Genomic DNA, 17,359 nt, shown 5'->3' on the forward strand with positions numbered 1-17,359 from the left:
AACCGCTGACCTCCTGCATGCCATGCAGGCGCTCTCCCAGCTGAGCTATGGCCCCGTGTTACCGAGCCGCCTATCATACCTGCGTGTTCACGTTTGTGGAAGCTTTTTTTGAGCTTTTTTCGTTCTGGTTCAACCGCGACCACGAGGGCAGGGGAACCGCAACGCCACAACCTGAATGCCGGTAGGCGGTGAACAAAAAAGACCCGGTTATCGGCCGGGTCCTCGTTGTTCGTGATGAGTGGCGTCCCCACGGGGATTCGAACCCCGGTCGCCACCGTGAAAGGGTGATGTCCTAGGCCTCTAGACGATGGGGACGCAATTCTCATCAATGTTCTTTAGCGACCTTTCGACGGCCTAATGCCGAAAGATTGGTGGAGCCAAGCGGGATCGAACCGCTGACCTCCTGCATGCCATGCAGGCGCTCTCCCAGCTGAGCTATGGCCCCACGTCGCTGAGGAGCGAAATAATAGCCTTGCCCCAGGGGGTTGGCAAGCATTTGTTGCACTTTTCTTCACGTGCGTTGCGAAGCCGATGTCAGTCGCCTTTCGCCTGTGCAGCGTCGTCGGTCAGTGCCGCCAGGATCGGGCACTGGTCCAGCGCGCCGTGACCCGGGCAGGCGTCGACCAGCAGCGAAAGTGCAGTGTGCATGCGTTGCAGCTCCGCCATCCGCTGTGCGATGTCCTGCAGGCGCGCCTGCGCGGTGTCGCGCACGCTGCCCATGTCCTGCGAGTGGCGATCGCTCAATGCGAGCAGCTCGCCGATCTCTTCCAGGCTGAAGCCCAGCGCCTTGGCGCGGCGGATGAATCGCAGCCGGCGCAGGTCCTGCTCGCCGAAGATGCGGTAGCCACCCGCCGAGCGGGCCGCGGTCGGCAGCAGCTGCTGTCGTTCGTAGTAGCGCACCGTATCGATCGGTACGCCCGCCTGGCGGGCCAGTTGTCCAATGTTCATGGCGGATTCCTGCAGGGGCTGCCGACCATTGTGAAGCCTGGAGTCTGGTCGAGAGTCAAGGCTTGGCCCGGGTGCGCGCATTCAGCGCACTTTGCAACTTTCTTCATAGCCCCGCCGATGGACCAGTTCCTACCCTTCGCCTGAACCGGCCGTTCGATGGCCTGCAACGAACCGAGGAGGTGGTCTGTGGAAGGATTCAGGAACGAAGGATTCGTCGAGATCGCGGTGGTTGAATACCCGGGAGGTGATCCGTCTGCCGCCTCCGTACTGGCCGAAATGGCGCACGTTGCCAATCGCCTTGCCCAGCAGCAGCGTCGGCCGTTCAAGCGGGTGCTGGTCACCCGCTGGATCGTGCCGGCCAGCCAGACCGGGGTGCATCGTATTGCGGGTGCGGAAATGCTCGATGCGGCCATCCCGGCTGTGATCGCGGTTCCCGGCCAGATCAGTGCCGGCGCGTGCCTGCGCGCGGACGAGGTCCTGCTGGACTGGCTGCGCGCGCACTATGACGGTGGCAGCCTGCTGGCCGCCGCCAGTGATGGCGTCAGCGTGCTGGCACGCGCCGGGTTGCTGGCCGGGCGTACGGTCAGTGGCCCTGATCTCGGGCGCCATCCAGCCCTGCAGGCGCAGGCCGGGAGCTGGGTGCCGAGCGAGCGGGCGCTGGTGGATGACGGTGACCTGCTGACGGTCGGCGGGGCCCAGGCCTGGCGCTTCCTTGGCCTGCGATTGTTGTACCGGCTGCACGGGCAGGGCGTGGCCAGTGCGGTCGCACAGCAACTGGGCATCACCGTGCCCGCCACGATCCAGCAGGACCTGGAGCGCTTCAGCGCCAACTTCGCACATGGCGATCGTGATGTGCTGAAGGCACAGCGCTGGCTGCACACCACGGCGGCACGCGGCGCCACCCTTGCCGCGATCTGCGAGGTCTCCGGGCTGGAGCCGCGCACACTGCAGCGGCGGTTCCTCAAGGCCACCGGCCTGCGGCCGATCGAATACTGCCAACGGCTGCGCATCGCCAAGGCGCAGACCCTGCTGCAGCAGGGGGCGGGTATCGATGAGGTGGCGTGGGGTGTCGGCTACGCTGATCAGAGTGCTTTCCGCCGGTTGTTCCTGCGCATCGTTGGCATGACGCCGGCCAACTATCGGCGTCACGTCAGCAGCAAGCGTCGCGAGCGGCCCTTGATGCCGTCGGTAGCAGGCAGCCTGCGCGGGCTGCAATCGCCGTCGGTGATGCAACTGGGGCGCAGCGCGGCCTGATGTCGGCGGCATCGTCGCGCTTGCAACCGGAGCGCGACACTTCGACCATGCAGTCAGTGGACGATTGAACAGGTGGTCTGATGTCGAGCGTTGGGCCGGTGCCGATGCCGGTGGTGTTGATTCTCGTGTGCGTAGTGATTGCCATGGCCGTGGTGCGTCTGTGGCCACGCAGGAAGGACGGCATGCCGCTGCCTTCTGCACCCAGCATGGTTCTGGACATGCTGCTGGTGGGCCTGCTGTGTGGTCGCATCAGCTTCGTGGCCTTGAACTTCGCCCTGTATCGCGAGGCGCCGTGGAGCATTCTGCAGATTGCCGATGGTGGCTACCACCTGGTGGTTGTCCTGGTTGCGGGATCGGCATGGGGGCTGTGGCGGGTGCGCCCATGGCGGGCGTTGCGCGCCCCGGTGCTGGGCGCAGCGTTGGCGGGTGTGCTGCTATGGGCGGGCGGTAGTCAGCTGCTGTCCGCATGGCAGGAGCGTCAGATGCCCTTGCCGGTACTGCAGGTTGCTGATCTGCAAGGGGGCAGGGTGGATCTGCAGCAGTTCCGGGGAAAACCGCTTGTGCTGAATCTCTGGGCGACCTGGTGCGGGCCCTGCCGGCGCGAGATGCCGGTCCTGGCTGCGGCGCAGCAGGCGCATGCGGACGTGCAGTTCGTGTTCCTCAACCAGGGTGAAACCCTTGAGGAGGTCCAGGGTTTCGTTGCGCGCGAACGGCTGCTGCTGCACAACGTTTTGCTCGATGATGACGCTGCGGCATCCACGGTGCTGGGCGTGCAGGCCTATCCCTCGACCCTGTTCTTCGATGCCGAAGGGCGCCTGCGTGAACTGCACCTGGGCGAACTGACGGCAGCCGGTCTTGAACACAAACTGCGCCGGCTGCGGTAGCCTGCGCGGGCATCTCACTACGGAGTTCCCATGTTGTCGACTTCCCTGCGCACCGCCCCTGCGGTGCTGTTGCTGCCGGTCCTGCTGGCATTGGCTGCCTGCAGCCAGGCACAGACGCCACCGGGCAAGACCGCCGCGGCACCGGCAGCGAGCGCCACAGCCACGGCCAACAAGGGCGATCGCCCTGCGGTGCTGAAGGGCATCGAGAAGCATGGTTTCGAGGTCGTCGCAGAATTCGATGCCCCCGGTGGCCTGCGGGGCTTCGCCGGCGTGGTCGGCGGCCAGCAGCCGGCAGCGGCCTATGTCACTGCTGACGGCAAGAACGTACTGGTCGGCAGCCTGTTCGATGCGGAGGGCAACGATGTAGCCGCTGAGGCCGTTGAAAAGCTGGTGGCTTCGCCGATGTCGGCCAAGATGTGGACCAAGCTGGAAGCCAGCGCTTGGGTGCGTGATGGCAAGGCCGATGCGCCGCGCGTGGTCTATACCTTCAGCGATGCCAACTGCCCGTACTGCCACAAGTTCTGGGAAGCGGCACGGCCGTGGGTCGATGCCGGCAAGGTGCAGCTGCGTCACATCATGGTCGGCGTGATCCGCGAGGACAGCCCGGCCAAGGCCGCGGCGATCCTTGCCGCGCGTGACCCGAGTGCGGCGCTGCTGCAGAACGAGCACGATTTTGATCGCGGTGGCATCAAGGCGCTGCCGAACATCAGCCGCGAGATCGCTGGCAAGCTCGACGCCAATCAGGTGCTGATGATCGAGATGGGCTTCCAGGGCACACCGGGCATCCTGTTCCAGGACGCACAGGGCCAGGTGCAGCGTCGTGCGGGTCTGCCGCAGGGTGCCGATCTGCAGACGGTGCTTGGCCCGCGCTGAGTGGCGCCAGACCCATGAAACATTGCGCAGGCCCGCATGGCAGCATGCGGGCCTGTCGCATTCCATGGCGGGCATTGCGGTTGTGGGCCCGCGCAACAGTGGTTCATCGTCACGTATGAATCGTGACTGACATCAAGCATCCCGCCTTGATTCCAATCAAGGCCAAAAACGACAGGCGGATTAGCCTGTGACGTATGGAATACAGCGTCAATGCGCGATGGATGCCGCGCTCGCCACGCCCTGATCAGGGTCGGCTGGCACAGCCATTCACGACACTCTCACTCCGTGCTTGTTACCCAGACCGCTGCGGTCGCCACCTCTCTGGCAGCGCGGCCTTGATGGCGTCGACATTGGTGCGGGCAGGGCAGTGTCATCGTCCTGTTGCCTGCCATGCGCAGGCTGGCCGGTGTCGTCGACGCAGTATCCGCATTTCCAGCAACGGCAGCACGAGGCCGGAGTGGCGCATGCGTGCGTCCCGTCTGCGTGCTGCGAACAGGGGTCGTCCAGGGAGGATGCAATGCGCGCGGCGGTACTGAGCCTGGCCTGTGTGACAGCACTGGCGATCACGCCGGCGTATGCACAGGTGGATGACAAGGAGGACGCGCAGGCGCTGCGTCGTGAGATTGCGGTCATGCGGCAGGCACTGGAGGGCATGCAGCAGCGGTTGGACCGCCTTGAGCAGCGCGACGCAACCGTTGCGCCTGCTACTGCACAGGCACCCGCCCCCGTGGTCGCGCCTGCCAGTACTGCGAACCTGCTGCACCCCACCCAGGTACCGGGCGTGGCACAGCCGGTGCTGCCGCAGCGCGAATCGGTGGCCGATCCGTCCACCGCCGCGTCGCGACCGGACAGTGCGGCCGGCCCGACCGACCCGGATCTGAAGGGCTTCTTCGCCATTCCGGGTACTGACACGGTGATCCGCATCGGCGGCTACGCCAAGCTCGATGCCATCGCCGATTCGCGTGCAGCGGGGGATGAGGATCAGTTCATTCCCTCGTCGATGCCGGTGGGCGGCAGTCATCGTGATGTCTCAAACTTCAACATCCACGCCAAGCAGACCCGCTTCAGCTTCGAGGCGCGGCGTCCGACCACGCACGGCAACCTGCGCTTCTATCTGGAGAACGACTTCTTCGGCAGCAGTGACGGCTACGAATTCCGGCTGCGCCATGCCTATGGCCAGCTCGGCAATACCTACGCCGGTTATGGCTACTCCAGCTTCATGGATCCGGACAGCCTGCCCGATACATTGGACTTCGCAGGTCCCGGCGGTGCCGGCTACCTGCTGGTGGCAGGCATCCACCACAGCTTTGCGATGGGCAAGGGCAACACCTTGACCGTCGCCGCCGAAGATCCGAAGACCGAACTGGCCGGTGCCAGCGATGAGCGCGCCGCCGTGAACCGCCTGCCCGACGTGACGGTGACCGCGCGCATGGAGCGCGACTGGGGCCACCTGCAGCTGGGCGCGGTGGTACGCAGCCTGGCCTATGACGGTGACGATGAGCGCGACCGGCGCATGGCCGGTGGCCTGCAGCTGAGCGGATCGGCATCGGTAGGCGAGCGCGACCTGCTGCTGTTCGGTGCCATCGGCGGGCGCGGTCTCAGTCGCTACACCGCCGACCTGACCGGCTCCGGACTGGACGCGGTGGTCAGTGCCGATGGCCGTCTCGACGCGCTGGACCTGCACGGCGGTTTCGTCGGCTACACCCATTACTGGTCCGAGCTGTGGCGTTCGAACCTGATCTTCGGCCAGCTGACCCTGGAGCGGAATGCCGCACTGGCGGCCGATGCATTCCGGCAGAGCCGCTACGGCGTGTTCAACCTGATCTGGAGCCCGGCACCGTCGTGGACGATGGGCATGGAGCTGCTGTACGGCCGCCTGGAACAGCAGAGCGGCGCGCGCGGCGACACGGTCCGGGTGCAGGGCAGTCTGCAATACAACTTCATCAAATAGGCGCCAGCGGTCGTACGCCAGCGTAACCGTCCCCACGCCCGGTTGTACCGGGCTCATGCCAGTACAGGAGATTGTCATGGCAGAAGCAAAGAAAATCGGGGTGGTCGGAGCCACCTTCCTCGTCGCCGGCAACATGATGGGCTCAGGCGTGTTCCTGTTGCCGTCCAGTCTGGCCAAGATCGGCACCGCCTCGATCTGGGGCTGGCTGATCACCACCGCTGGTGCGCTGCTGCTGGCCTTCGTGTTCGCCAAGCTGGGCAAGCTGGCACCGAAGGCCGGCGGTCCCTATGCCTATGCGCGTGACTGGTTCGGGCCCTACATGGGCTTCCAGACCAACACCATCTACTGGTTCGCCAACTGGATCGGCAACGTCGCCATCCCGATCGCGGCGGTGGGCTACTTCAGCTACTTCTTCCCGATCCTGTCCGAGCCGCTGGTGCGCTGCATCGCGGTGCTTGTGCTGGTGTGGGCGCTGAGCTTCGCCAACATGATCGGCCCGGCCTTCGTCAGCCGCGTGCAGACGGTCACCACCAGCTTCGCGCTGGTGCCGATCCTGGGTATCGCCATCTTCGGCTGGTTCTTCTTCGATGCCGACATCTTCAAGGGCGCCTACAACGTGTCCGGTGAATCCAACTTCGGCGCGATCTCCAGTGCCGCGGCACTGACCCTGTGGGCCTTCATCGGCGTCGAATCCGCCTCGGTCACTGCCGGCGTGGTGGAGAATCCGGAAAAGAACGTGGCCCGCGCCACCCTTGCGGGCGTGTTCCTGGCTGCCATCGCCTACATCGCCAGTTCGTCGGTGATCATGGGCATGGTGCCCAATGGCGAGCTGCAGACCTCCGATGCCCCGTTCGCACTGGCTGCAGCCAAGGCCGTCGGTGGCTGGGGCGGCGCGCTGGTGAGCCTGTGTGCCTTCATCGGCGCTGCCGGTTCGCTGGGCGGCTGGATCCTGCTGACCGCACAGAGTGCCAAGGCGGCCTCCGATGATGGCTTGTTCCCGAGCATCTTCAGCAAGACCAACAAGGACGACGTGCCGGTCAAGGGCGTGCTGATCGTGGCGGTGCTGATGACCCTGGCGGTGCTGGTCACCTCCACCTCGGAAACCGCGTCGGCCCAGTTCGACGTGATCACGTCGGCGGCGGTGGTGCTGACCCTGCTGCCCTACATCTACTCGTGCGTGGCCTGCTACTTCGTGGTCGAGCGTTCGCACACTCTGGTTCACACCGGTGCGTTCTGGACACTGACCAGCCTGACCGTCGTGTACTGCCTGTGGGCGATCTACGGCTCGTCGGGAACCATCGTGCAGTACGCCTTCCTGTTCGTGCTGTTCATCACCGTGTTCTATCCCTTCTTCAGCGAGGAGCGCCGCCAGCAGCGGCAGCGCGCCCGCGAGGCATCGGCCATCAGCGCCGGCGCCCAGCGTTCCTGAGTTAGACAAGGAGAATCAACGTGTACTTCAAGTCCCTGGACTATCCGGTCATTGTCATCGACAACGACTACGAGTCGCCGCGCATCGGCGGCATCCTGATCCGCGCCCTGGTGGAGGAGCTGCGCAGCAACGACCAGCGCGTGCTGTGCGGCCTGAACCTGGATGATGCCCGCGCCGGTGCCCGCACCTACGTGGCGGCCTCGGCGGTGCTGATCTCGATCGACGGCAGTGAAGAGGTGGATGGCGAGTTCCAGCGCCTGACCGCCTTCCTGCGCGAGCAGAGCGCACGCCGCGCCAATCTGCCGGTGTTCCTGTACGGCGAGCGCCGCACCATCGAGAAGGTGCCGAGCAAGCTGCTCAAGTACATCCACGGTTTCATCTTCCTGTTCGAAGATACCAAGAGCTTCATCTCGCGGCAGGTGATGCGCGCGGCCGAAGACTACATGAAGAACCTTCTGCCGCCGTTCTTCAAGGCATTGATCCACCATGCGGCCGAGTCGAACTACTCCTGGCACACGCCAGGCCATGCCGGCGGCGTGGCGTTCACCAAGTCGCCGGTCGGTCGTGCATTCCATCAGTTCTACGGCGAGAACACCCTGCGCAGCGATCTGTCGATCTCGGTGCCGGAACTGGGTTCGCTGCTCGATCACACCGGCCCGATCAAGGACGCCGAGAACGAGGCCGCACGCAACTTCGGTGCCGACCATACCTTCTTCGTCACCAATGGCACCTCCACTGCCAACAAGATCGTCTGGCACGGTACGGTGGCCCGCGGCGACGTGGTGTTCGTCGACCGCAACTGCCACAAGTCGCTGCTGCACGCGCTGATCATGACCGGTGCGGTGCCGGTGTATTTCACCCCCAGCCGCAACGCGCACGGCATCATCGGCCCGATCAGCCTGGACCAGTTCACGCCGGAGTCGCTGCAGCAGCGCATCGCTGCCAACCCGCTGGCCAGCCAGGCCTACAAGGCCGGCTCCAAGCCGCGCATCGCGGTGGTCACCAACTCGACCTACGACGGCCTGTGCTACAACGCCGAGAAGATCGCCGACGAGATCGGCAGCGCGGTCGACTTCCTGCATTTCGACGAAGCGTGGTACGCCTATGCTGCGTTCCATCCGTTCTACGAGAACCACTATGGCATGGCCAAGGGCAAGCCGCGTGAGCAGGATGCGATCATCTTCACCACGCATTCCACCCACAAGCTGCTGGCGGCGTTCTCGCAGGCGTCGATGATCCACGTACGCAACTCGGCGCAACGCAACCTGGATGCCGAGCGTTTCAATGAGTCGTTCATGATGCACACCTCGACCAGCCCGCACTACGGGGTGATCGCGGCCTGTGACGTGGCCTCGAAGATGATGGAAGGTGATGCGGGCCGCTCGCTGGTACAGGAAATGCACGACGAGGCCATCGCCTTCCGCCGCGCGATGCTGCACGTGCGCGATGACCTGGGGCGCGACGACTGGTGGTTCAGCGTGTGGCAGCCGACCCAGGTCGAGCGCAGCCTGGACAAGGGCGACACGCCAGCGCCGCTGGTGGCCAAGCGCGAGGAGTGGTACCTGCAGCCGGATGCGCACTGGCACGGCTTCGAGAACCTGGTCGACGACTATGTGCTGATCGACCCGATCAAGGTGACCCTGCTGACCCCCGGCCTGGCGATGGACGGCAGCATGGGCAAGCTGGGCATTCCGGCAGCGGTGCTGAGCAAGTTCCTGTGGGGCCGCGGCATCACCGTGGAGAAGACCAACCTGTACTCGGTGCTGTTCCTGTTCTCGATGGGCATCACCAAGGGCAAGTGGAGCACCCTGGTCACCGAGCTGATGGCGTTCAAGGAACTCTACGACCGCAACGCACCGCTGAGCCAGGCACTGCCGACGCTGGCTGCCGACTATCCGAATGCCTACGCCGGCTGGGGCCTGCGTGACCTGTGCGATGCGCTGCATGCGTTCAACCAGGAATTTGCCGTGGCCAAGGTGATGCGTGAGATGTACGTGGATCTGCCGACGCCGGTGATGACCCCGGCCGATGCCTACAACCACCTGGTCAAGGGCGAGATCGAGCGGGTCGACATCGAGCAGATCAGTGGCCGCATTGCGGCGACCATGCTGGTGCCGTACCCGCCGGGCATCCCGACCATCATGCCGGGTGAGCGTTTCGGTGACAGCGACGAGCCGATCATCCAGTCGCTGCGCATCGCCCGCGAGCAGAATGCGCGTTTCCCGGGCTTCGAGTCGGACGTGCACGGGCTCATCATCGAGCAGGAGGGTGATGCGGTTTCGTACAAGGTGGAGGTGCTGAAGGCCTGACCGGCAACGGTCGGCCGTTCGGTGAACGATGGATACCGCGCGCGAGCAACGCATCCTGAAGTTCTCGATCGGGGTCACCCTGGCGGTCAGCGCGGTCGGCTTCATCGGTGGCCTGCTGGTGGGATCGCAGGCCATCCTGTTCGACGGCGTGTACAGCCTGGTCGATGTCGCCCTGACCCTGGTGTCGTTGTCGGTGCTGCGGCTGGTAGCGCGGGAACAGAGCCCGCGCTTCCAGTACGGCTACTGGCATCTGGAGCCGATGGTCGAGGCGTTGGGTGGGGTTATCCTGTCGCTGGCCTGCGTGTACGCGCTGGCCAACGCCGTGATCGGTTTGACCACGGGCGGGCACGAAGTGAAATTCGGGCCCGCGCTGTGGTGGGCGGCGTTGCTGAGTGCCAGCAACCTGGCGATGGCGGCCTTCGTCGCGCAGCGGGCGCGGCATCTGCGCTCCGCGCTGTTGTGGCTGGATGTGCGCGGCTGGCTGCTGGGCGGGTTGATGAGCTTGGCAGTGGTACTGGCCTTTGTGTTGGCGCTGGTCCTGCACGGTGGTGAGTGGCATCACTGGGTGCCGTACCTGGATTCGATCGTGCTGGCGTTGATCAGCCTGGCGGTGTTGCCGGTGCCGGCGCGGGGTGCCTGGAAGGCCATGCGCGAAGTGCTGCAGGTGGCACCGGATGATCTGGACCGGCGCGTGCAGCGGGTGATGCAGGCGTTCGTCGCCGAGCGTGGCTATGCCGGTTTCACCAGCCATGTGGCGAAGATGGGGCGGATGCGCTTCATCGAGATCCACGTGCTGGCCGACCCGGCCACGCCGCTGGGTTCAGTGGGCGAGGTCGATGCGATGCGTGACGAGATTGCAGTGCGGCTGGATGCGCGGGGCAGCACGTTCTGGTTGACCATTGATTTCACCGCAGACCCAGCGTGGACGTGACCACGCTTCTGTAGAGTCGAGCTTGCTCGACTGCTTCTGGTCGGTGGAAGTCGAGCAGGCTCGAGTCCACGGGAATGCGTGATCGTTGCGCGTGGCAGACCGGTCTGTTGCACCGGATCCGTTTGACCTCAACCGGAGTTGAGGTTACAGACTGTAGGCATCCCCCACGAGGCGCGCGGCATGAACCTGCTGACCACACCGGACCTCAGCCATGGCCTGCTGGAACTGTTCAATCCACCGGGCCTCTACGATCCTTCGGCCAACGGCTACTCACACGTGGCGGTGGTGCGCCTGCCGGCGCGGGTGATCCATGTCGCAGGGCAGGGCGGCGAGGATGCCCAGGGCCGCCTCTCGCCCAGCTTCGAAGAACAGGTCGGGCAGGCGCTGGACAACCTGCAGACCGCGCTGCGATCGGCGCAGGCAAGTCTGGCCGATGTGGCGCGGCTGCGCATCCTGGTGGTCGACCACGATGAGGACCGGCTGGGCATCATTGCCCACCAGGTGCGACGGCGCTGGCCGAACCGCGCGGCGCCCACCTGCACGCTGATCCCGGTGCCGCGACTGGCGTTGGACGGCATGCTGTTCGAGATCGAGGCGGAGGCCTACGCCGCCTAGCGCAGGTAGTACTCCACCGGCACCACCAGTTCCTGCGGTGCCTTCAGTTCATCGGGAATGGGCGGCAGCGGCTGCGCGCGACGGAAGGTCTGCAGCGCAGCGTCATCGAGCATCGGCTGGCCACTGGACTGCTCCAGCCGCAGCGCCAGCAGGCGACCTTCGCGGTCGATGCAGGCCCTGACCCAGGCAGTGCCCTGCTGCCGGCGCGAGCGCGCAGCGGCAGGGTAATAGCGGTAACGCTCCAGCCGCGCCATCAGGCGGGCTTCCCACTGGTCGCTGGCGGCGCCGGCCTGGAAGTCCGCCGGTGGCGCGTCTGGAGCGGGCGGCGCGGCCGTGATCGATGCCGGTGCGGGACTTGCATCGGTCGCGGCCGCAGGCGGGGCGACTGGCAGCGGCTTTCTACCCGTCCCGCCCGTTTCGCTGGCGGCCAACTCGCCCTCGCGCGCGGCGGTGGGCTTCGGTGGCGGGGGCGACTTTGTCGGTTGCGATGCACGCGCCTGCTGCGCCTGGCTGGGGGTATCGGCCTGGCGCTCCTCTACGGGCTGTGGCGGCGTGGCCGGTGCCAGAAGGCGCAGGCTGATGCGCACGTCCTGCTCCGGCGGTGGCAGCATCGGCGGCATTGCAACCCAGTGCACCAACAGCAGCAGGGGCAGCAGGTGCAGGACGACGGTGATCACGATCGCCTGCCAGTGTTGGCCGCGCTCACTCATCGTCCAGCACCCACAGCAGATCGGCATCAGCAGCACCGACGGTTTCACCCGGCGAGGCCAATGCGATCACCAGCGCAGGCGTATCCGGTGGCAGGTAGCCCGGCACCCCGGTGCCGCGCAGCACATGCCAGCGACCGGCTACCAGCAGCGCGGGTGTGGGTGCTGCGGTCAGCACCTGTGCCATGCGCGTGTCGCGGGCCTGTTGCACGGCCAGCATCCCTTCCAGCATCGGTGCCGCGTCTGCGTGCTGGGCCAGTACCACATCCGACAGGCGTTGGCGGGCGGCGGCCAGCGGGAACCGCACCGCATCAGCGGACGCCAGGTGGGCGTTGACCTCGACGCGCGCGAGATTGCCGCCGAACAAGGGGATGCCGGCAGCGGTGGCGTCCTGCACCAGCCCGCCGTAGGCGGTCCACGGCCATCGTGTATCCCAGCCCAGCAGCTCCTGCAGGCGTGCACCGTCGGCATGGTTGCCCTTGGCAAGCCAGCGCTGCACCCGCTGCAGGCGCGGCTGGCGTTCGCTGGCAATCATCTCCAGCACCAGCGCGCCTTGTGGACGCTGCTGCTGCAGCGCGTGCAGCAGCCAGCGCTGGGCAGCGTGGTCACCGGCCAGGTCGTGGCGTTCGCCCAGCAGCAGTCGCGGGGCGTTCGCTGCGCGCTTCACGAACGCAGCTTCGTCCAGGGTATGGCCGCTGGCGAGGTCCAGCACCGTGCCGGGCATCGGCTGCGCGCTGGCCATCGACGCGAGCGCGAGCAGGCACAGCGGCAGCCAGCCACGGCTAGAACGCCACATTGACGCCCATCGAGACGGTACGGCCACGGCCGTTGCCGCGGTCCAGGATCGGGCTGAAGATGCTGTCGATCGAGGCATTGTTGTCATAGGCCTTGTTCTGCAGGTTTTCGATGTTCAGCCACAGCGTGGTGTTGGCCTGCGGCTTGAAGCTGGCGTAGAAGTCCAGCAGCACGCCGGTGCCGCCGTTCTTGCGGGTCTGGAAGAAGTCGTAGCCTTCCTCGGTCGGGCCGGAGTACTCGGCGCGCAGGCCGGCCTGCACGCGCTGCTGCCACCAGCGGCTGCCCACGTCCAGCGTCCAGTAGCGGTCGGGCAGGGCGGTGATGTCTTCCAGGTTGACGAACTCGATGGCCGGCGCGCTGGTGTGCGAGCGGGTCCAGCTCAGCGTGGCGTGGTAGTGCTCGCTGGCGTAGTGGGCTTCCAGTTCGATGCCGCGCATGCGCACCACGCCGGGGTGGTTCATCCAGCGCGTGGTGGCGCTGAAGTCGTCGGCGTCCAGCACATCGGTCCAGGCATTGAGCTGCGGATCGCTGTCGATCGGCACCACGAACGGTTCCACTTCCGGCGGATGCACGATCAGCAGGTACTGCGGCTTGATGTAGTCGCGGATGCGGTTGTCGAAGCGGGTGACCCGCAGTTGTGCCAGGTCACCGTCTACCAGCAGCGAGTCGGTGCTGAGGTTGGCGCCGAACTGCAGGTTGCGCGAGCGCTCGCGGCGCAGGAACGGATTGGCGCCGATGCCGTCGGCGACGCTGGCGTCCTCCAGCGGGATCTTCTCGAAGAACATTTCCTGCACGCGCGGCGGCCGCGACGTGCGCGAGACCTCGGCGAACAGCTGCAGCCAGTCGGTGGCCTGCAGTGAAACCGCCAGGCTCGGGCTGAGTGCGCGCTCTGTGCGACGCACGTCGATGTCGCCGCCATTGATCTCCGCGCACTGGCCGGGCACATCCGAGCACACCGGGATGTGACCACGGATGCCGAAGCGGTCCTGGCGCAGTCCTGCGGTCAGGGCATAGATGTCGTACTGCAGCTCCAGCGTGCTGAACACACTGTCCAGCTGGCTGCGACCCTGCGGGTTGGCACCGCGCAGGATGGGCGTATCGGCCACATAGATGTCCGATTGGTGCTTGATGCCGGTGTTCCAGCGCGCCTGCAGTGCACCGATGTCGAAGCGGCTGGTGTTGTCCACGGTCCAGCTGCTCAGGCTGCTGTGGGTGCGGCGGCCGATGTAGCTGGAGTCCTCCACCGGCGGGTAGAACAGCCGGGTCTTGTTGCTGGCGAAGGTCGCACGCAGGTCGATCCACGGCGAATAGGGTGTGTAGTGGTAACTGGCGCGCTGGTTGCGCGCGGAAATCTGCCACGGATAGTTGTGGTAGAAGTCGTTTTCGTAACGCATGTGGCTCAGGTCCAGCCGATGCTGGTCGCTGGGCTGCAGGCGTGCCTTCAACAGCCAGCTGCTGGGCTGCTGGCTGCCCGGGTCGGCGTTGTTCTTCTGCCCGCGTGCAGTCGCGTATTCGCTGCTGCGGCTGCTGCTGGCGGCGGCCAGCAGGCCGAACTGGCGGTCGCCACCCTCTTCGCTGTGGCGCCAGGCACCGGCGAAGGTACGGCCACTGCCGTAGCCGTTGTTGCCGTGGCGGTAGCCCGCACGCAGGCCCCAGTCGCGCCCCTCACCGAGCAGATCGTCGATGTCCAGCGTGCGAAAGTTGGCGCTGCCGGCCAACGTGCCGGCGCCATCTCCGCCGGCGACCGCGCCGCGCTGCACGTCCACACCGGCCAGCAGGAAGGGATCGACATAGGCGAACGGACCGCCCGAGCCATGCCCGGCATTGTTGCGGAAGGTCTGGGTGACACCGTCGATCATGGTGTTGACCCGGCCGGCACCGGTCATGCCGCGGATGTTGACCTGCAGGCCCGGCTGGCTGCGCGAATGGAAGCTGTGGGCGCCGGGCATCGAGCGCAGCAGGCTGTTGCCTTCCTGCCGTTCGGCCATCGCCACACGCTCGCTGCCCACCGAGGGCGCAAAGCCATCGCGGGTGGCCGGTACATATTGACTGGCGCCGGCACCCGGTGCCTGACCGTGTGCGGTAGTACCCTGCACCCGCAGCGGGCCAGTGCGACGGCTGCCATCGGCGCGTTCAGCCGGTGCCGGCTCCAGGGCGGCACGACGCGCATCGACGAAGCGCGGGCGCAGGCCGCTGCCTGCAAGCAGACGGGACAACGCCTGGGCGTCGTCGAAATCACCACGCAGGGCAGGGGCAGCGTGGCCGGCGGGCAGCGCCGCGCCGATCACCAGATCGACGCCGCTCAGGCGGCTGTAGGCATCCAGCGCGGCCGCCAGCGGCTGTGCGGGCAGATCGTAGTGGCGGCTGACAGCCTGCGCCTGGGCGCTGGCAGGCAGCAGTGGAATCGCGCTGGCACAGGCCAGCGACAGGGCGAGGACAAGGGGGCGGTGGCACAGCATCGGGGGCTCCAGGGGCTGACGCAGAGCGTCGTCATCCTGGGTAGACGCAGCCGCAGGCCGGATGTCAGGGTCCATCACGCTGTTCCCTGCGTGGCGGCAGCCACACCTGTATGCCCGCGCCGAGGCGCAGCACGCGCACCTGCAACTGAGTGGCCAACTGGTCGCGGTTGCCGGCCGCACCGTCGGCACTGCCAAGCAGGGTGACCGGCTGCTGGCGCAGCTGCTCGCCGACGACCCACGTGTGCCCGCCATGCCAGCGGTCCAGGCCCTGCGTGACGTCGGCCAGTGGGGCCGAGACCCAATGCAGGCGCCGCTCGCGCCAAGCCAATGCTCCGGGGGCGGTCGTTGTTGCATGGGCTGTTGCCTGCCCATCGAAGCGCAGCTGTTCGCCGTGGTCAGCCAGCATGCTGACGTTGCCGCTGTCCACGCGCACGCGATGCTCGGTAACGGTGACCACGCTGCTGTTGCCCCGCACGGCAAGATCGAATGCGGTCCCCAGTGCAGTGACGGTGCCCTGTGGGGTATGCACCTGGAAGGGCCGGCCGGCATCGGCGGCGACCTGGAACCAGGCCTGGCCGCGCTGCAGCTGGAGCTGGCGGCGCTGTCCATCGATGCGCACCTTCACTTCGCTGCCGGGTGACAGCAGGACATGCGAGCCATCCCGAAGGGTCTCCTCGCGGATCTCGCCAGCGGCCGTTCGCAGGACCTGCGCTACGGGCGGTGACACATGGCGGCTGTAGAGACCCAGCGCGCACAGCAACAGAACCGCAATGCCGGCTTCGCGCAGGCGACGGCGTTGCCTGCGCTGCTGTTGCCGCTGCAGGCTGGGCAGCGTCGCACTGGCCTGCCACAGGTGTTGCAGATGCTGGTACTGCGCAGCATGGCGAGGGTCGGCCTGGTACCACTGGTCGAACGCGTTCTCGTCGCGGCCACCGTCCTGCCCGTCCAGCCACCAGCGTGCAGCTTCGCGCGCGATCGCGTCCAGGCTCATGCGCCCGGCACCTGCTGCAGGGCGACCAGTGCGCGCAGCAGATGGCCGTGCGCGGTCTGCCGGCTGATGCCGAGCTGGCGCCCGATCTCGGCCAGCGCCAACTGTTCAACCCGCGCCAGCAGGAACACCTGGCGCGAGCGCGGTGGCAGCGCGGCGATGATCGCGTCGAGGTGGCGCAGCTGTTCGGCGTCGAGCAGTCGCTGCTCGGGCAGCGGCGCAGGATCGGCGATGGCATGCAACTGCGTGTAATCCAGCGCTTCTTCGCGACGGCGCTGGCGTTGCCGGTAATGGTCGGCAATCAGGTTGTGGGCAACACGGTACAGGTACGCGCGGCCATTGCTCAGCAGGCCACTGGCGGCGACCTTGACGACACGCAGCCAGGTTTCCTGGACGACGTCATCAGCGTCGCTGCGTTGCGGGAGTTTGCGGCGGACATGGGCGTGCAGCGGCCGGTAATGGGCCGCGCACAGCTGCGCGACATCCGTCGGTTCGACAGGCGTGGACACGGGGCGGGCGACAACTGGGAAAGGGAACAGCCCGCGGCGGCAAGGGCAGCGGCTGCACCTTACAGCAAAAGAGAATCATTTGCATCTTTGGTGCGAGCGCAGTCCGCATGAGCCACCGCGGCGTCAGCGGGGACGATAATCGCAGTGGATCTGCAGGGCTTCGGTGGGATTGTGATGCAGCACGAATCCGCAGTGCTGCAGGCTGCGCTTCGCTCGTGCGACCGGCTCGGCATACCGGGCGATGCGGCGGTGCTGCCAGCGCGGCGGGGTGAACACGCCCAGGGGCAGCAGCCGCAGCCGCTTGCCGTGCAGTACCAGTGAGACATCGACATGACGGCCATCGATGTCGTGGCCGTTGGCGCCGAAGATGGCGTCGACTTCATCCTGGCGCTGCGGATAACAGGCACGGAAGAGGGTGATGCCGAGCCCACGCACCAGGCGGCGGAAGCCACCGAGACGGCTGTGGCTGGGTTCGAAGCCACGGATGAGCAGTAGCCGCAGCCCCACAGGCAGCATTGCCTGCGCGTCGAGCAGGCGTTGCAGTACCTCTTCTTCCAGTTGGATGCGGGTGGAGGCCCAGCGCGGGGCGATGAGCAGTCCGTGGTGGTTGCCGCGTTGCAGGGTCAGCATCGTTGAAGCTTCGCACGCGGCCGAACAGCCGGGGTAGTGCCGGCCGCTGGCCGGTAGATTCGAATGCCGGCCAGCGG

The 17,359-nt window shown here is 66.4% G+C and carries 15 protein-coding genes and 2 tRNA genes; 8 read left to right on the plus strand and 9 right to left on the minus strand.

The annotated features are described in order from the left end of the window. Nucleotides 1-239: 239 nt before the first annotated feature. The 3 genes from R1L06_RS19255 to R1L06_RS19265 all read right to left on the minus strand — a co-directional run bounded on the left by R1L06_RS19255 (nt 240) and on the right by R1L06_RS19265 (nt 948). Nucleotides 240-315, minus strand: a tRNA-Glu gene (locus tag R1L06_RS19255). 54 nt (nt 316-369) lie between these two features. Next, nucleotides 370-445, minus strand: a tRNA-Ala gene (locus R1L06_RS19260). 89 nt (nt 446-534) lie between these two features. Further along, nucleotides 535-948 (minus strand): heavy metal-responsive transcriptional regulator, encoded by a 414-nt coding sequence (locus R1L06_RS19265; RefSeq protein WP_032129382.1) that lies wholly within the window; start codon nt 946-948, stop codon nt 535-537. Nucleotides 949-1,134: 186 nt separating this feature from the next. Here R1L06_RS19265 and R1L06_RS19270 point away from each other — a divergent pair, with 186 nt between their 5' ends. The 8 genes from R1L06_RS19270 (at nt 1,135) to R1L06_RS19305 (ending at nt 11,194) form a co-directional block, all read left to right on the plus strand. After that, nucleotides 1,135-2,202, plus strand: a complete 1,068-nt coding sequence (locus R1L06_RS19270) for a GlxA family transcriptional regulator (RefSeq protein WP_317218506.1) — start codon at nt 1,135-1,137, stop codon at nt 2,200-2,202. 80 nt (nt 2,203-2,282) lie between these two features. After that, entirely contained in the window at nt 2,283-3,086 is an 804-nt protein-coding gene (locus R1L06_RS19275; protein WP_317218507.1) for a redoxin family protein, read from the plus strand. Between the two features lie 30 nt (nt 3,087-3,116). Further along, entirely contained in the window at nt 3,117-3,959 is an 843-nt protein-coding gene (gene dsbG / locus R1L06_RS19280; RefSeq protein ID WP_032129379.1) for a thiol:disulfide interchange protein DsbG, read from the plus strand. Nucleotides 3,960-4,476: 517 nt separating this feature from the next. Beyond that, nucleotides 4,477-5,910 (plus strand): DcaP family trimeric outer membrane transporter, encoded by a 1,434-nt coding sequence (locus R1L06_RS19285; protein ID WP_317218508.1) that lies wholly within the window; start codon nt 4,477-4,479, stop codon nt 5,908-5,910. A gap of 76 nt (nt 5,911-5,986) precedes the next feature. After that, a complete protein-coding gene (adiC, locus tag R1L06_RS19290) occupies nt 5,987-7,339 on the plus strand; it encodes an arginine/agmatine antiporter (protein ID WP_006461445.1) in 1,353 nt (450 codons plus the stop codon). Between the two features lie 20 nt (nt 7,340-7,359). Continuing rightward, the gene (locus tag R1L06_RS19295) at nt 7,360-9,648 is read left to right on the plus strand and encodes an Orn/Lys/Arg family decarboxylase (protein ID WP_006373744.1); all 2,289 of its coding nucleotides are present in this window, start codon (nt 7,360-7,362) and stop codon (nt 9,646-9,648) included. Nucleotides 9,649-9,676: 28 nt separating this feature from the next. Further along, entirely contained in the window at nt 9,677-10,579 is a 903-nt protein-coding gene (locus tag R1L06_RS19300) for a cation diffusion facilitator family transporter (RefSeq protein WP_049398424.1), read from the plus strand. A 180-nt stretch (nt 10,580-10,759) separates the two neighbouring features. Beyond that, the gene (locus R1L06_RS19305; RefSeq protein WP_134951330.1) at nt 10,760-11,194 is read left to right on the plus strand and encodes a RidA family protein; all 435 of its coding nucleotides are present in this window, start codon (nt 10,760-10,762) and stop codon (nt 11,192-11,194) included. Here R1L06_RS19305 and R1L06_RS19310 read toward each other — a convergent pair. From R1L06_RS19310 to R1L06_RS19335, 6 genes are all read right to left on the minus strand, one after another. Next, nucleotides 11,191-11,904: an energy transducer TonB family protein gene (locus R1L06_RS19310; RefSeq protein ID WP_317218509.1), complete on the minus strand. Its 714-nt coding sequence runs from the start codon at nt 11,902-11,904 to the stop codon at nt 11,191-11,193. The two genes, R1L06_RS19305 and R1L06_RS19310, sit on opposite strands and share 4 nt — an antisense overlap. After that, the gene (locus R1L06_RS19315) at nt 11,897-12,697 is read right to left on the minus strand and encodes a ChaN family lipoprotein (RefSeq protein ID WP_317218510.1); all 801 of its coding nucleotides are present in this window, start codon (nt 12,695-12,697) and stop codon (nt 11,897-11,899) included. Before R1L06_RS19315 ends, R1L06_RS19310 begins: the two co-directional genes overlap by 8 nt. After that, entirely contained in the window at nt 12,684-15,155 is a 2,472-nt protein-coding gene (locus R1L06_RS19320; protein WP_317218511.1) for a TonB-dependent receptor, read from the minus strand. The genes R1L06_RS19315 and R1L06_RS19320 overlap by 14 nt, the downstream gene beginning before the upstream one ends. 64 nt (nt 15,156-15,219) lie before the next feature. Then, complete coding sequence (locus R1L06_RS19325) at nt 15,220-16,146, minus strand: FecR family protein (protein ID WP_317218512.1); 927 nt, start codon at nt 16,144-16,146, stop codon at nt 15,220-15,222. Beyond that, entirely contained in the window at nt 16,143-16,652 is a 510-nt protein-coding gene (locus tag R1L06_RS19330; RefSeq protein WP_317218513.1) for an RNA polymerase sigma factor, read from the minus strand. The genes R1L06_RS19325 and R1L06_RS19330 overlap by 4 nt, the downstream gene beginning before the upstream one ends. A 123-nt stretch (nt 16,653-16,775) precedes the next feature. After that, nucleotides 16,776-17,282 (minus strand): hypothetical protein, encoded by a 507-nt coding sequence (locus R1L06_RS19335; RefSeq protein ID WP_317218514.1) that lies wholly within the window; start codon nt 17,280-17,282, stop codon nt 16,776-16,778. Nucleotides 17,283-17,359 lie beyond the last annotated feature (77 nt).

The sequence above is a fragment of the Stenotrophomonas mexicanensis genome, from assembly GCF_032911605.1.
Taxonomy (GTDB): Bacteria; Pseudomonadota; Gammaproteobacteria; order Xanthomonadales; family Xanthomonadaceae; genus Stenotrophomonas; species Stenotrophomonas maltophilia_A.